We start from the raw sequence: 13,852 nt of genomic DNA on the forward strand, positions 1-13,852 counted from the left end.
ATGAGCGAGAACCCCACCACCCCACCCCCGGCAGCTGCCGCCCCCCGTCCGCCCAAGAAAAAGAAGATGAGCACCCTCACCAAGGTCCTCATCGGGCTTGCAGTCGGCGTCATCGCCCTCATCGCCGTGGGCGTCCTCGTCCTCAACTCCATCTTCAGCGGGGGCAACAACACCAACTCCATCGCAGCCACCGACTATCTCATCCTCAGCGACGAAGGCGTCAGCAACAAGGTGCGGGTAGACGGCACCATCGCCCCCGGCGAAATCCATAACGTCACCACCCACCTGCCAGCCCCCATTAACAGCATCAACGTAGAAGTCGGTGACCGCGTCGAACTTGGCCAAACCCTCGCCACCATCGACACCTCAACCCTCAGCACAGACCTAGAATCACAGCGCACCCAGCTAGACAGCGCCGTCACCAGCGCCCAAGGTGTACTCTCTGCCGCCCAAACCGCCCGCGACCAATACGCAGCCGGCATCAACGACGGCACCAACCCCGAAATCCTTGCCGCCCTCGCTGCCCAGAGGGCAGCCGACGAACAAGTCAACCTAGCTACCACCGACCTCAACACCAAAATCAACCTCCGCAACACAGCCGCAGAAGCCGGCGAAGACGTCACCACCCTCGACGCCGACATCGCCGCCGCAGAATCAGCCCTACGCCTAGCCACCGGCGCCAAATCAGACGCCGACATCGGCGTCACCGCCGCCAGGACCGCCGCTACCACCCAGCTAGCCACCCTCGACACCGAGCTCAACAACGCCCGAACCGGCCTCACCGCTGCTGAAACAACCCGCAACCAGACCCTCGGTGCCCTACAAGGTGACCTAGACTCAGCAACCATCACCGCCCCCGTCAGCGGCGTCGTCATGAGCGTCGCCAAACCCGGCGCCCCCGCAGCAGGTCCCGTCGTCACCATCGGCGACGACTCCAAACTCACCATCACCACCAGCGTCCGCGAACCCGACCTCCCCAAAATCAAGGAAGGCAACCGCGTCACCTTCACCGCAGGCGCCACCGGCACCACCGAATACACAGGCACCGTCACCTCGGTAGCCTCCATCGCCGACAGCGCCCAACAGGCCAGTGCCGAAGGCAGCGCCATGGGATCCATGGGCGGCGGAACCACCCCCACCTTCACCGTCACCATCGAAGTCACCGGCAACCGCGACGGCCTCTTCCTCGGCTCCAGCGTCAAAGCCAACATCATCACCTCCGAAGAAGAAAACGCCCTCGCCGTCCCCATCGACGCTGTCTACACCAACGACCTGGGCAAGGACAGCGTCGTCGTCGCCGTCCCCACCGACAACGGCTCCTACACCCTCGAAGAACGCACCGTCGAAACCGGCCTCGCCAACGACATCGACATCGCCATCACCGGCGGCGACGTAGCAGCCGGCGACATGGTCCTCATGTACGGCGAAATGTACCGCTACCGCGTCGGGGAAACCGTCACCCTCAACGCCAACGTCGGCAGCTTCGGGTGGTAAACCATGAACACCCCCACCAACACCCAGCCGCCCCCCGGCCCGCAGCCCCTGATCGACATGCGCGGTATCGTCAAAACCTTCAACCTGGGCACCCCCAACGCCATCACGGTGCTCCCCGGCCTTGACTTCCACGTCACCCAGGGGGAGTTCCTCTCCGTCGTCGGCCAATCAGGTTCAGGCAAAACCACGCTCATGAACATCATCGGCCTACTCGACCGCCCCACCGCAGGCTCCTACACCTTCGCCAACGAAAACATCGCCGCCCTCGACGATAACGAACTGGCCTACTACCGGAGCCAAAACATCGGGTTTATCTTCCAGAACTTCAACCTCGTCGGCCGAATCTCCGCCCTCAAAAACGTCGAAATGCCCATGATGTACGCCGGTATGGGGGCAAAAGAACGCCACGAACGGGCCGCCCACCTGCTCGAACAGATGGGCATGGCAGACCGCATGACCCACAGCCCAGCCGAACTCTCCGGCGGCCAAAAACAGCGCGTCGCCGTCGCCCGGGCCCTCGCCAACGACCCACCCCTCCTCCTGGCCGACGAACCCACCGGCGCCCTCGACTCCCAAACCGGACGCATGGTCATGGACCTCTTCCACCAGCTCAACCGCGAGCAAGGCAAAACCATCGTCTTCATCACCCACAACCCCGACCTCGCAGCTGAAACCGACCGCGTCGTCACCATGATCGACGGCCGAATCATCAGCGACGCGGACGCCGCCACCCCCTACCTGGGGGCGGCCATCGGCTCCCGGGGCAGGGACGACGACCCCACCGCCGTCCTCGCCCCCGCCAAGGACTACCAGCCCGCCCACCTCGCCCCACAGGAGGAAGAGCGATGAACCTGCGCGAATCAATCGGCCTGGCCCTGGGCAGCCTGAAGAACAACAAAATGCGGTCCTTCCTCACCCTCCTGGGTATCATCGTGGGCATTGCTTCGGTGATTACAATCCTCACCCTGGGGCACGCCCTCAAAACCAAAACCACCGAGTCAATCTTCAGCTCCGGCGCCAACGACCTGTCAGTACAGGTCAAACCCCGCCCCACCGAAGAGGAAGAAGCCGCAGGCCTCACCAGCGGCAGCCTAGCCGGCCCCATGGGGCAGCCCGTCGAAATCAGCGAAACCGCTAAATTCGACCAGGACGACATCCTCCGCCTCAAAGAAACCATGGGCGATGCCATCGCCGGAATCCCCCTCGGCGGCAACACCTACTACCAGATGAACCTCTACGCCGGTCAGGCCGAAGCCCCCTACACCGACGTCAAACTCGTCAACCTGGACTACCTGGAACTCAACCCTGTAGACCTGGTAGCAGGCCGCTCCATCAACCAGGCCGACATCGACAATAAACGCCTGGTCGCCCTGATCTCCATGGACCAGGTAGGGTCCCTGTTCGCGGGCGACGTCACCCAGGCCGTCGGCAGTGAAATCGACATCGAAACAGGCTTCCAAGGGACCCGCAGCGCCATGGTCATCGGTGTCTACCAGCCAGAAAGCAGTGACGGGGGAATCTTCGGGTTCACCATGCCCGGGTCGGTCTACCTCCCCCTGAGCCTGACACCAGAGTTCAGCTATCTAGAGTCTGAAGCCTACGAGTACATCACGCTCCGCCCAGCGGAGGGCAAGGACCTAGGGCAGGTCAAGGCCCTACTCCAGGCCCAGCTGACCTCCATGTACCGGGGGGACGAGCAGTTCATGGCTGAAATCAACGATTTTTCGGCTGCGACGGAGTCCTTTAACGCGGTTCTGGACGGGATCAGCGCAGCTATCTCCGGGATTGCCGGAATCTCCCTGCTGGTGGGTGGCATTGGCGTCATGAACATTATGTTGGTGACGGTCACGGAGCGCACCCGCGAGATCGGTATCCGTAAGGCCCTGGGGGCCACCCGCAAGGCGATCCGCCTCCAGTTCGTGATTGAGGCGATGATGGTGTGCCTGGTGGGCGGTATCATCGGGGTCCTGTTGGGCGGGAGCCTGGGCATGGTCGGGGCCAAGCTGATGGGGACTTTCGTCTTCCCACCGCTGAGCGCGGTGGTGCTGGCCCTGGGCTTCTCGCTGGCGATTGGCCTCTTCTTTGGCTACTACCCGGCGAACAAGGCGGCCAAGCTCGACCCCATCGACGCCCTGCGCTACGAGTAGCTAGAGGTAGCTGCAGGTAGCGGTTCGCGAATGTGCCACTTAGTCCCGAGCGGGGGAGTTAATCCCCCACATTCGGGAGTAAGTGGCACATTCGGCGTTCTAGCGCAGGGTTTCGCCGATCTTGAGGTGGACGAGGGAGGGCCCGCGGGTAGCGAGGGCCTGCTGGACAGTTTCGGCCAGGGTATCCATGGTGGCGGTGTAGCCGGTGGCCCCGAAGCCTTCTGCCAGTTTGACCCAGTCGGGCTGCACCAGGTCGACGGCCACAGGGGCGATGCCGCGGTCGCGCTCGTTCTGACGGATTTCGCCGTAGCCTCCGTTCTCCACACAGATGATGGGTAGATCAAGCTGCTGCTCAACGGCGGTCATGAGCTCCTGGATGGCGAACATGAGGGCGCCGTCGCCGAGCAGGCAGACCACCGGACGCTCGGGAGCGGCTACCTTGGCGCCAATAGCGGCGGGTAGGCCGTAGCCCAGGGTGGCGTAGGTGGCCATGTAGAGCAGGGAGTTGGGGCGCGGTGCCCGGTAGAAGGTGGTGGTGCCCATGTAGGTGACCTGGGAGGAGTCACCGGCGATGATGGTGTCCTCGGGCAGGATCTCCATGATTTTCTCGTTGAGTTCTGCCAGCTCGGGGGCTAGGGCCCGCCCCTCGTTGTCGAGGGCGTCGAAGATGTCTTGCAGGTTGCGGGGCTCGCGGGTGCCGGGGACGACGCCCAGGTCGGCGAGGGCGCCGATGAGCTGGGGAATCACGGCTTTGGAGTTGCCGGGGAGTTCAACGTCGGGGGTGATGTTGGTGAGCATCTGGTCGCGCATGATATCGACGCGGATGACGGGGCCAGCGGGGCGGATGTCGCCGTCCCAGAGTTCGGCTTCACCGATTTTTGAGCCGATAATCAGCATGGCGTCGGCTTCCCGGCAGAAGGCGTGGGCGGCGCTCAGGCGCAGGTCGGCGCCCAGGGAGAGGCGGTGCTTTTCGGGAATGGCACCCTTGCCGTTGACGGTGGTGATGACGGGTGCTTCGAGGGTTTCGGCGAGGGCGAGCAGGGGGGTGGCTGCGCTAATGGAGCCCCCACCTGCGACGATGATGGGTTTTTTCGCTGCTGCCAGCAGGCGGGCTGCTTCGCGCACGTCGTCCACGGGGGCGGGCTGGGGCTTGCCCAGGGGGCGGGCGTGCAGGATAGCGGGGTCAAGGACGACTTCGCGTTCGAGGACGTCCAGGGGTACTTCGATGTGGATGGGGCGGGGCCGCGAGTGGGCGAAGGCGCGGAAGGCATTGTGGATGATATCGACGGCTTCTTCGGCGGAGTTCACGCGGCGGGAGAACTCAACGATGGAGTTGACGGCGCCGGTGGGGTTCTTGGTTTCGTGCAGGGCGCCGATGTCGCGGAATTCGTGGCCGACGGGGCGTCCGGGGGAGAGGATGATCATGGGGCGCGACTCGGCGTAGGCGGTGGCGGCACCGGAGAGGGAGTTGAGCAGGCCAGGGCCCGAGGTGGTGATGACGACGCCGGGCAGGCCGCGGGTTAGCGACCAGCCGTCCGCCCCGTAGGAGGCACCCTGTTCGTGGCGGGTGGTGACGGGGTGGATCCCGAGTTCTTCCAGGTGGCGGTAGAACTCGAGGTTGTGGGTACCGGGAATGCCGAAAACGGTGTCAATGCCGTAGTTGCGCAGGGTCGCCAGAATGGCGTAACCGGCGTTGCGGCGGGGTTCAGTTACTTCGCTGGACCGATCAGGCAGGGAGGGGTGTGCCATGGGTGCCTTTCAGTGGTGGTGGAAGGTATCGGGTCTAGCTTAGGCGGGTGCTGTATAAATATGCGGGATTTCCCCCAATGTAATGTTATGCAGGCCACAGTATGTTTATGAGTGGGCCCGGGCCACCCCGCCGAATGTGCCACTTACTCCCGAGCGGGGTAGTCTAACTGCCACATTCGGGAGAAAGTGGCACATTCAGCGTGAGGAAACCGCCGGTATCTCTACCAGCCGGTACCAGCGTCCGCCCGCCCCGGTTTTTGCCCAGGCCGGGAAGAGATGTGGGTCTGAGATGTGCCCATCGACCTCGACTGTGCTGTGCCCCGCTTCTGCTAGTTGTGTGAGGGACCGCCGCAGGCAGGCCTCTAAGAGCAGCTCCCCCTGATCAGGGGCTGGAGTGGTTGTCTCTCCGCAGAGTTCAGGCTGGTCACCGGGAAAAACCGCTATGACCGCGCGCACCTGCCCGGCGGCGTCCACCGCGATTGACGAGTAGTCGTTGTAGGCTTCAGCTGCATGGCGGGCCAGTACCGGCCGGTGGTCGCCCGATACGGGGTGCCAGCTGGCGTGCGTCCACTCGTAAAAATCGACGTAGGCCTGCTCGAATTCTGGGTAGCTCACGCTGCGTGCAGAGCGGACGGACGCGTGCTCCCGCAGATTCTGCGCCGAGCCGGTGGGCACGGCGGCGGGCGGAACCATCTGAAGAGTCTGGGCACCCAGCGAGTCGGCAAAGTGCAGGGTGGGTTCGCCTAGGTAGTCACGCATGAAGAAGGGTAGGGGAGCGGACGCCTGCGCCCGCGCCTGCCGGTAGAGGGCAGTACCTATGCCGCACCGTCGTAGGTGGGGTGCCACTGCAAGCTGGAGCTCATAGTGGGTGTGGTGGGCACGGGCCGTCCACCAGGCAACAATCCCCACCAGCTCTCCATTGTGGTAGGCCAGCAGGCAGCGCGTGTGCTCATCGCGCGTGAAATCCTCAAAATACACGGCTTGCGCCCAGTCGGGTAGTTGCTCCCGGTGGTTGGCTGGGGCGCTGGAGAAGGTCAGCTGCATACTAGCTATTCAGCCGTTCCTGCCAGGCCTTCATCACCTCGGGCGAGGTGGGTTTGGTGGCCAGGGACGCTACCACATACACCACCAGCGACACTGCCAGACCGTAGTAAATCGGCTCGTTCGCCAGCACGCCAAAGATCGGCATGCACCCTAGGGTCACCAGGGAGCCTGCCGCCATAGAAAGCGCCGCACCCATACCGGTGCCGCGCTTCCACACTAGCCCGCCCAGAATCGCAACCATCAGGCCGCCCACCAGGATGTCGTAGGCAATGGTCAAAGAGGTCACGGTGTCGGTCAAGAAGATGGCAATAAAAGTAACCAGCACACCCAAGACCAGCAGGTAAAGGCGGTCAGCCTTGAGAGTGGCATCGGTTTCCTCGCCTTCCTCAAGCGCAGGGCGCCCGGTGATAAAGGGAATCACATCCACACGGGCTACGGTGGCAGAAGCAATCAGGGCACCCGACGCCGTTGACATCATGGCGGCCACACCGGCGGCCAAGACAACCCCTCCCACACCCGCAGGCAGATAGTTCTGTGCAATAGCCGCGAAGGCGTCGTCCTGATTCTCAAGCTGAGGGGCGAGTACCGCAGCCGCCATGCCAATCACCGCACCGGCTACGCCGTAGAGGGCAATATAGACACCGGCGCTCGCACCGCCCCAGCGGGCGACCTCGGGGGAGCGGGCTGAGAAAACGCGCTGCCAGATATCCTGGCCGACCAAAATACCCAGGGTGTAGATGACGAACATGGTGATAATCGAATTCATACCCATGGAGCCCAGCTGGAAGAACTCGGCGTCCAAGCGTTCAGTAAGCCCCTGCCAGCCGCCAGCCTGGCTCAGCGAGAAGGGCAGCATCAGCAAGAACATGCCCACGGTCATAATCGCGAACTGCATCATGTCGGTCAGGGTAATGGACCACATGCCGCCCAGTAGCGAGTAACCAATGACCACTAGGGAGCCAAGAAGAATAGCCCAGGTGCGATCCATATCGAACATCACGCGGAAGATTGAAGCGTAGGCGGCGGTTGATGTCACCGCAATCATTACGGTGTATGCCAGCATGACAATAGAAGAAACCTGGGTCGCTCGTACCCCATAGCGTAGGGAAAGCATCTGCGAGACGGTATAGATCTTGAGTCGCGAGATAATGGGCGCAAAGACCAGGGAGAGTAGTAGGACGCCCGCCGCAATAGCCACGACCAGCCACATACCTGACAGGCCATAGGTGTAGCCCAGGCCCACACCGCCCACAGTTGAGGCCCCGCCCAACACTACGGCGCTCATGGTTCCGGTATAAAGGACGGGCCCTAGACGGCGACCTGCAACACGGAAGTCTTCAGCGTTCTTAGCCCGGCGTTTGCCCATGTAGCCAAAAAAGACCAGAGCTGCCAGGTAGAGCAGGATAATAACGAGATTCATAGAAACTCTTTCAAGTGGGTGTGATGTAGGGAACAATGAAAGTATAAACCGCACCATGATTTTTTAACTTCATTTTCTGCAAACTTATGCACTCTCACCCGGTAGTAGGCAGGGCAGGACGCTTGCCTCCGCCTGCCTGCCCCCGGAGGGTTGGCATAGCTTTACTGGCTGGTGAATAAGTATCGGGTGCAGGGGCCTGGGTGGCTGGATTCCCTCCTCCCAACAGGCGCAGGAGCCGGTTATAGTGGTAGCGATTCTAGTGTGCCCGGCCACACTGGTGCCGGGCCTGCCCCGCACCCAAGCGGCCCCGCGCACTAAGCCAGCTACCCACGTCCTACCCCTGGAGTAACCGTGACTCAAGCCTTCTTCTCAGCTGACCCCAACCGCGTCATCGCCACCGGTGCCGACGGCGTCGAACGCGTCGGCCCCGTCAACGCCGCCGAAGTGCCCCGCTGGGCCGGCCTTGCCACCTTCGCCCGCCTGCCCCGCCTGGATGAGGTCGAGAAAGCCGACATCGTCGTGGCCGGTATGCCCTGGGACTCCGGCGTCTCCTACCGCCCCGGCGCCCGCTTCGGCTCCAACCACGTGCGCGAATCCTCCCGTCTGCTGCGCCCCTTCAACCCGGCTGCCAACATCTCCCCCTTCAAGGAAGCCCAGGTGGCCGACGCCGGTGACATCATCGGCAACCCCTTCAACATCGAAGAAGCCCTCGCCATGTTCGAGGCAGGAGCCCACGAACTGACCAAGGACGGCGCCCGCCTGGTCACTATCGGCGGCGACCACACCGTAGCGCTCGCCAACCTGCGCAACCTGGCCAAGAAGCACGGCAAAATCGCCCTGCTGCACTTCGACGCCCACTTGGACACCTGGGACACCTACTTCGGCGCCGAATACACCCACGGCACCCCCTTCCGCCGCGCCTTCGAAGAAGACATACTCGACACCGACGCCCTCTGCCATGTAGGCACCCGCGGCCCCCTCTACGGCACCGAAGACCTTGAGGACGACGCCCGCTTCGGCTTTGGCATCGTCACCAGCGCGGACGTCTACTACCTGGGCGTGCAGAAGGTCGTTGAGCTCCTGCGGGAGCGCATTGGCGATAAGCCCCTCTATATCTCCATTGACATTGACGTGCTCGACCCCGCCCACGCCCCCGGCACCGGCACCCCCGAAGCGGGCGGCATTACCTCCCGTGAGCTGCTGGAAATCCTGCGCGGCCTGCGCGGGCTCAACCTGGTGGGTTCCGAGGTCGTTGAGGTGTCCCCGGCCTACGACCACGCCGAACTGACCGGCATTGCCGCTGCCCACACCGTCTACGAACTCATCTCCCTACACGCCGCCGGTGTGGGTGCCGAGCCGACCTCACCGGCGTCCGGCGTCGCCGATATTACCTACGGACAGTAAGTTCCTCATCATTGAAATCAGGACGCCCCACCCGCCTTCTCCACCCGCAGGCAAGCCGCTGCGGGGCAGGGTCTGGGGGAGGGGCGTCCTGCTGAAAACCCACAGGAGAGGTTTTGAGCAAAATTGCTGAACTCTTAGCTGAAGCCACCCCGGCTGAAGCCCGTATTATGCGCCACTTCGCTGACCGCGCCGCCGGGTTCCGCCCGTCCGCTGTGCGTGACGTCTTTGAGGTGGCCATGCGCCCCGGCATTATTTCCCTGGCAGGCGGCAACCCCGATCTTGACCTGCTACCCCTCGACCGACTTGGGGCTATGGCCGCCCGCATTATCGAAGAAGAGGGCCTGGAAGTCCTGCAGTACGGCTCAGGTGCTGGCCTTGAAGCCCTGGCCGAACTGGTCTGCGACTTCATGGAATCGGAGGGTGCCCGCCCGGCGGTTGCTGATATCCAGATGACTGCGGGTTCCCAGATGGGTCTGGACCTGGCGACCAAACTCTTCGTCAACCCCGGCGACGTGATTCTGGCGGAGGGCCCCACCTACACCGGCGCCCTGGGCGTCTTTGAGGGTTACCAGGCGGACGTCCGCCAGGTACCCCTGGACGCGGACGGCCTCGACCCCGCCGCCGTCGCTCGGGCTATCGAGGCGATCCGGGCTGAGGGCAAGCAGGTTAAGTTCCTCTACACCATCCCTAACTTTCAGAACCCCACCGGTATTTCCCTGTCGGACGAGCGCCGTGCCGAGCTGGTGCGTATCTGCCGTGACGCTGACGTGCTGATCGTTGAGGATAACCCCTACGGCCAGCTCTCCTTCAGCGGGGAACGCCGCCGCTCCCTCTACTCGCTTGACCCCGAGAACGTGCTCTACCTGGGCTCCTTCTCGAAGGTCTTCTCGCCCGGCGTGCGCGTGGGCTGGATGGTCGCCCCCTTTCGCGTGCGGAAGTTCCTGCAGATTGCGGGTGAGGCCGTGACGATTTGCCCGTCGGTGCTGTCGCAGCGCCTGGTGCTGGGCTTCATGAGCGAGGGCCTGTGGGAGTCTCACACCCGTGCCACCGCTGCCCTGTATGAGGCCCGTTGCAAGGCAGTGCTGGACGCCTGCGAAAAGTACATGCCCGAGGGAACCACCTGGACGGTACCCGAGGGCGGCTTCTTCACCTGGCTGACCCTGCCCGCCGGCGGCAAGTACGAGGACGCGACGGACGCCCTCGCCCCCGCGATTGACGCCGGTGTGGTTTTCATTCCCGGCTCGGCTTTCTACGAGCCGGTAGTCGGTGAGGACGGGGTCGCCCGCAACCCCGGCGCCAACCAGCTACGCATAGCCTTCTCAGCGATCGAGCCGGACGCCCTGACCGAGGGTGTGAGGCGGTTGGCTGAGGTGCTGAAGGGCTAGAGCCCTTCCGCCGAATGTGCCACTTACTCCCGAGCGGGGCAGTTAGACCCCTACATTCGGGAATAAGTGGCACATTCATGGTGTGGGCAGAACGGCCTTGGAACCTGTCAAAAGATTCAACATGTGACCCGGATATGTCAAAAAATCCAGAAATTTTTGACATATCAGCGGTTTTTGGGGCTTATATGTCAAAAAATGGGTAGATTTTGTACATGACCTGGTCTGCTGATGAACCCTACAACGACCTGCCACCGCTACCACCGGTCGGTTACGTGGAAACTACCCGCGTGCTCAAGGCGGTGATTGAAGCGCGGGCAGCTATTGCTGGGCTAAATGAGGCCTTGGTGTCCCTGCCTAATCCGAGCATTTTCCTGCATTCTCTTGCCCTGCTTGAGGCCCAGGCAAGCTCTGAAATCGAGAACATCGTGACTACCACCGACGAACTCTTTAAGGCAGCAACGATATCAACGGAGGCTAGCGGAGCGACCCGGGAGGCCCTGCGCTATCAAAAAGCCCTCTTTGCTGGGCTTGAAGCGATGCGGGAGCGTCAGGGCATTATCACTGCTAACACTGCCCGGGAAATCTGCAGCACTATCCGTGACGTTGATACTCGGGTCAGGCACGGGGACGGCGTGTATATCGGTAACCCGGTAACTCGCCGTCGTATCTACACCCCGCCCCAGGGTGCTGAGGTGATTTCTGAGAAGCTGAGCAACTGGGAAGAGTTCGTGAACTCTGCTGGCAGCTTTGACCCACTGGTGAAGGTTGCGCTTGCCCACTACCAGTTTGAGGCTATCCATCCTTTCGACGACGGCAACGGGCGCACCGGGCGAATTCTAAACGTGCTGATGCTGGTGTCTTCCGGGCTTTTGAGCGAACCTATTCTTTATATTTCTCAGAGCATCATTGCCCAGAAGAATGACTACTACCGCCTCTTGAACGCGGTGACCTCTAAGGGGGCCTGGGAAGACTGGACGCTTTACATGGTTGAAGCCATGCGGTTAACGGCGGTGAGCACTCTACAGAAGATTAAGCAGATTCAGGCCTTGCAGGAGCAGGTGAAAGAACGGGCTAGCTCTCAGATGCCGGTAGGTGTAGTGGATGTTCTTTTTGAGCAGCCCTACTGCCGTATTAAGGACGTGGTGGGCCGCTGTTCGGTGACCCGCCAGACCGCAACCAAATACCTGGGGGAGCTCGTCTCAGCCGGGGTGCTGCGGGAAGAAAAAGTTGGACGAGAGAAGCTCTTCGTGAACGAGGGGCTGATGGAAATTTTGAAGAAGGAGAGATAAGCGGATTTTCAAATTGATGAAGAAGTTTTCACTATGTACGCATCACATAGCAGGGGTGTGGGTGAAGCGATGATTCAGAAGAAGAGGAACCTATAAATATAACCCCAGAAGAGAGCAAAACGATTGTTAAATATCCTCATGAGGAGAATTCCATGAGAGATTTGAGGGGCATTGCGCCGAATGTGCCACTTACTCCCGAGCGGGGCAGTTAGACCCCCACATTCGGGAATAAGTGGCACATTCGTGGTGTGGGTAGAACGGCCTGGTTCGCCGTCCGCAAAGCTGGGGCGTGCCGCCGTCCTTGCCGCCAGGACGCGGCGCTACGCTAAAGGTAGGGAACCCCTAACTCGCACACGCACACCTTGGAGGGCTCATGTTCACCTTTAAAACACTTGAAGAAACCTTCCCCGGGTACCGTTACCCCTACGGCACCGACCTCACCGTGGCTGACCTCGTCCAAAACGACGGCAATCTTGCCCCGCGTCTTGAACTGACCGCCACCTTCCCCGACGGCACCGACCACACCTACCTGCTGCATGTCATCCCCGGCACCACCCTGGGTGAGGTCCTCAAGGACGGCCAGCCCTGGGAGTTCTCTCTCCTCGGCTTCGAGCACCCCATCAGATACGACCTTGACATCCTCGAAGTTGAAGACCGCGCCTTGCAGGCCCAGTGGTTCGACGCCGTCCTGCGCGAGCACGCTGCAGCCTATCGGGAGGCAGCCACCCAGGCCAACCCGGAGTCCACCGAAAAACGGTACAGCGGTGAGACCCTCGATAGCCAGCTAGAACGTATTGAGAAGAACATCGTCTCCTACGACGACCGCTACGTCGACCTGGGTTGCCTACGCTCCCTGGGTGGGCTCAAGGCCTGGCTGACCAAGCACGCCCCGCACCAGTCCGCCGGCTGGGAGTTCTTTACCATCGACGAGACGCGCCTTCCGGAGGTCACCGGGAAGAACTTCCTTATGTTCGAAAACATGAACACCGACGCCGACCACGGCCCCGATAACCCCCGTGTCACCTACCCGCCGCACGCCTTCCGGGCAGGAATGACCGCAGACGACTACACCCTCATGCCCAGCGGCCAGGGCGAGCTCACCGACATCACCCCCTACCTGGGCTTCCGCCTGGACGGCCGCACCGTCACCCACTTCAACTCCTTGGCTGTGCTCAGCTACGAGAGGGTCAAGGACCTGCTCACCCCCGCCCGCGAGCAGGATTTTCTGGACGGCGTGTGGCTGGCTGTGCGTGCAGTGGGGCTACCTATGGTCCTCCTTATTCCGCCTGCGGGCGCCCTGCTCCACCTCTACATCGACGAGGACGGGGCCATGACCGTTCTGGAGGTCTGCAACTGGGACTACACGGTAATTGACCTTTTCAACACCGAAATGTTCAACCGCCGCTGGGGTGAGTACCTGGACGAAAACCGCCCCGTCCCCGCGGATATCATCGCCCAGGACATCACCATTTTGCACGACCTCCTTGAGGAAGGACGCTAAGCCATGACCACCACTCTGACCGAACAGAAACTTGACCACGGTTCGTCCATTCCCGAATTTGATGACCCGGGCGACGGCGGCAACCTCCGTTGCGAGTGGAGCAAGTCGGTCTGCGCCGACAGCGTGGAGTACCGCCTAGAGTACCTCCCCTTGGAAGGGCAGGACACCGGGGATTTTTACACCTACTGCCCCCGCCACTATGTGCTCACCCTGGCCGGAATGCTGGAGAACCACGACCACCACTGCACCGTGCCGATTATTCAGCACCTGCGCTCCTACGGGCCGCTTGAGGAGCCAATCAAGACGGGGTTCTAAACCGGCCCCTTTCGTCGAATGTGCCACTTACTCCCGAGCGGGGCAGTTAGACCCCCACATTCGGGAATAAGTGGCACATTCGCCTTGGGGTGCTTGTTCCACCT

General features: G+C 62.0%; 10 protein-coding genes and 1 pseudogene. 8 read left to right on the plus strand and 3 right to left on the minus strand.

What is annotated here, in order from left to right; genetic code table 11:
• Nucleotides 1-66: 66 nt before the first annotated feature.
• From L7A15_RS10790 to L7A15_RS06585, 3 genes and pseudogenes are all read left to right on the plus strand, one after another.
• Nucleotides 67-1,029: pseudogene (locus L7A15_RS10790) on the plus strand (HlyD family secretion protein); the annotation flags it as partial.
• Nucleotides 1,030-1,497: 468 nt separating this feature from the next.
• Complete coding sequence (locus L7A15_RS06580; RefSeq protein ID WP_237208464.1) at nucleotides 1,498-2,343, plus strand: ABC transporter ATP-binding protein; 846 nt, start codon at nucleotides 1,498-1,500, stop codon at nucleotides 2,341-2,343.
• Nucleotides 2,340-3,641: an ABC transporter permease gene (locus L7A15_RS06585; protein WP_237189897.1), complete on the plus strand. Its 1,302-nt coding sequence runs from the start codon at nucleotides 2,340-2,342 to the stop codon at nucleotides 3,639-3,641. Before L7A15_RS06580 ends, L7A15_RS06585 begins: the two co-directional genes overlap by 4 nt.
• A gap of 99 nt (nucleotides 3,642-3,740) precedes the next feature.
• On the opposite strand, the gene L7A15_RS06590 is transcribed toward L7A15_RS06585, so the two are convergent.
• From L7A15_RS06590 to L7A15_RS06600, 3 genes are all read right to left on the minus strand, one after another.
• A complete protein-coding gene (locus L7A15_RS06590) occupies nucleotides 3,741-5,390 on the minus strand; it encodes a thiamine pyrophosphate-binding protein (protein ID WP_237208465.1) in 1,650 nt (549 codons plus the stop codon).
• A gap of 195 nt (nucleotides 5,391-5,585) precedes the next feature.
• Nucleotides 5,586-6,434 carry a GNAT family N-acetyltransferase gene (locus L7A15_RS06595; RefSeq protein ID WP_237208466.1) on the minus strand — a complete coding sequence of 283 codons (849 nt, stop codon included), beginning with the start codon at nucleotides 6,432-6,434 and terminating at the stop codon, nucleotides 5,586-5,588.
• Nucleotide 6,435: 1 nt separating this feature from the next.
• On the minus strand, nucleotides 6,436-7,854 hold the full coding sequence (locus tag L7A15_RS06600) for a sodium:solute symporter (RefSeq protein ID WP_237208467.1): 1,419 nt from the start codon (nucleotides 7,852-7,854) through the stop codon (nucleotides 6,436-6,438).
• Nucleotides 7,855-8,244: 390 nt separating this feature from the next.
• Between L7A15_RS06600 and speB the strand changes: the two genes are divergently transcribed.
• The 5 genes from speB (at nucleotide 8,245) to L7A15_RS06625 (ending at nucleotide 13,748) form a co-directional block, all read left to right on the plus strand.
• Nucleotides 8,245-9,258, plus strand: a complete 1,014-nt coding sequence (speB, locus tag L7A15_RS06605) for an agmatinase (protein WP_237208504.1) — start codon at nucleotides 8,245-8,247, stop codon at nucleotides 9,256-9,258.
• A gap of 113 nt (nucleotides 9,259-9,371) precedes the next feature.
• Nucleotides 9,372-10,643 (plus strand): PLP-dependent aminotransferase family protein, encoded by a 1,272-nt coding sequence (locus L7A15_RS06610; RefSeq protein ID WP_237208468.1) that lies wholly within the window; start codon nucleotides 9,372-9,374, stop codon nucleotides 10,641-10,643.
• Between the two features lie 212 nt (nucleotides 10,644-10,855).
• Nucleotides 10,856-11,932, plus strand: a complete 1,077-nt coding sequence (locus L7A15_RS06615; RefSeq protein WP_237208469.1) for a Fic family protein — start codon at nucleotides 10,856-10,858, stop codon at nucleotides 11,930-11,932.
• Between the two features lie 373 nt (nucleotides 11,933-12,305).
• A complete protein-coding gene (locus tag L7A15_RS06620) occupies nucleotides 12,306-13,433 on the plus strand; it encodes a hypothetical protein (RefSeq protein ID WP_237208470.1) in 1,128 nt (375 codons plus the stop codon).
• Between the two features lie 3 nt (nucleotides 13,434-13,436).
• Nucleotides 13,437-13,748 (plus strand): hypothetical protein, encoded by a 312-nt coding sequence (locus L7A15_RS06625; protein ID WP_237189013.1) that lies wholly within the window; start codon nucleotides 13,437-13,439, stop codon nucleotides 13,746-13,748.
• Nucleotides 13,749-13,852: the final 104 nt, after the last annotated feature.

It is taken from the genome of Rothia nasimurium, from assembly GCF_928391935.1.
Classification (GTDB): domain Bacteria; phylum Actinomycetota; class Actinomycetes; order Actinomycetales; family Micrococcaceae; genus Rothia; species Rothia nasimurium_D.

What these genes read in the sequence shown, in the direction of transcription:
- L7A15_RS06580 (WP_237208464.1), top strand. Translation starts at nt 1,498, where the DNA reads ATGAACACCCCCACCAACACCCAGCCGCCCCCCGGCCCGCAGCCCCTG.
- L7A15_RS06585 (WP_237189897.1), top strand. Translation starts at nt 2,340, where the DNA reads ATGAACCTGCGCGAATCAATCGGCCTGGCCCTGGGCAGCCTGAAGAAC.
- L7A15_RS06590 (WP_237208465.1), bottom strand. Translation starts at nt 5,390, where the DNA reads ATGGCACACCCCTCCCTGCCTGATCGGTCCAGCGAAGTAACTGAACCC.
- L7A15_RS06595 (WP_237208466.1), bottom strand. Translation starts at nt 6,434, where the DNA reads ATGCAGCTGACCTTCTCCAGCGCCCCAGCCAACCACCGGGAGCAACTA.
- L7A15_RS06600 (WP_237208467.1), bottom strand. Translation starts at nt 7,854, where the DNA reads ATGAATCTCGTTATTATCCTGCTCTACCTGGCAGCTCTGGTCTTTTTT.
- L7A15_RS06615 (WP_237208469.1), top strand. Translation starts at nt 10,856, where the DNA reads ATGACCTGGTCTGCTGATGAACCCTACAACGACCTGCCACCGCTACCA.
- L7A15_RS06620 (WP_237208470.1), top strand. Translation starts at nt 12,306, where the DNA reads ATGTTCACCTTTAAAACACTTGAAGAAACCTTCCCCGGGTACCGTTAC.
- L7A15_RS06625 (WP_237189013.1), top strand. Translation starts at nt 13,437, where the DNA reads ATGACCACCACTCTGACCGAACAGAAACTTGACCACGGTTCGTCCATT.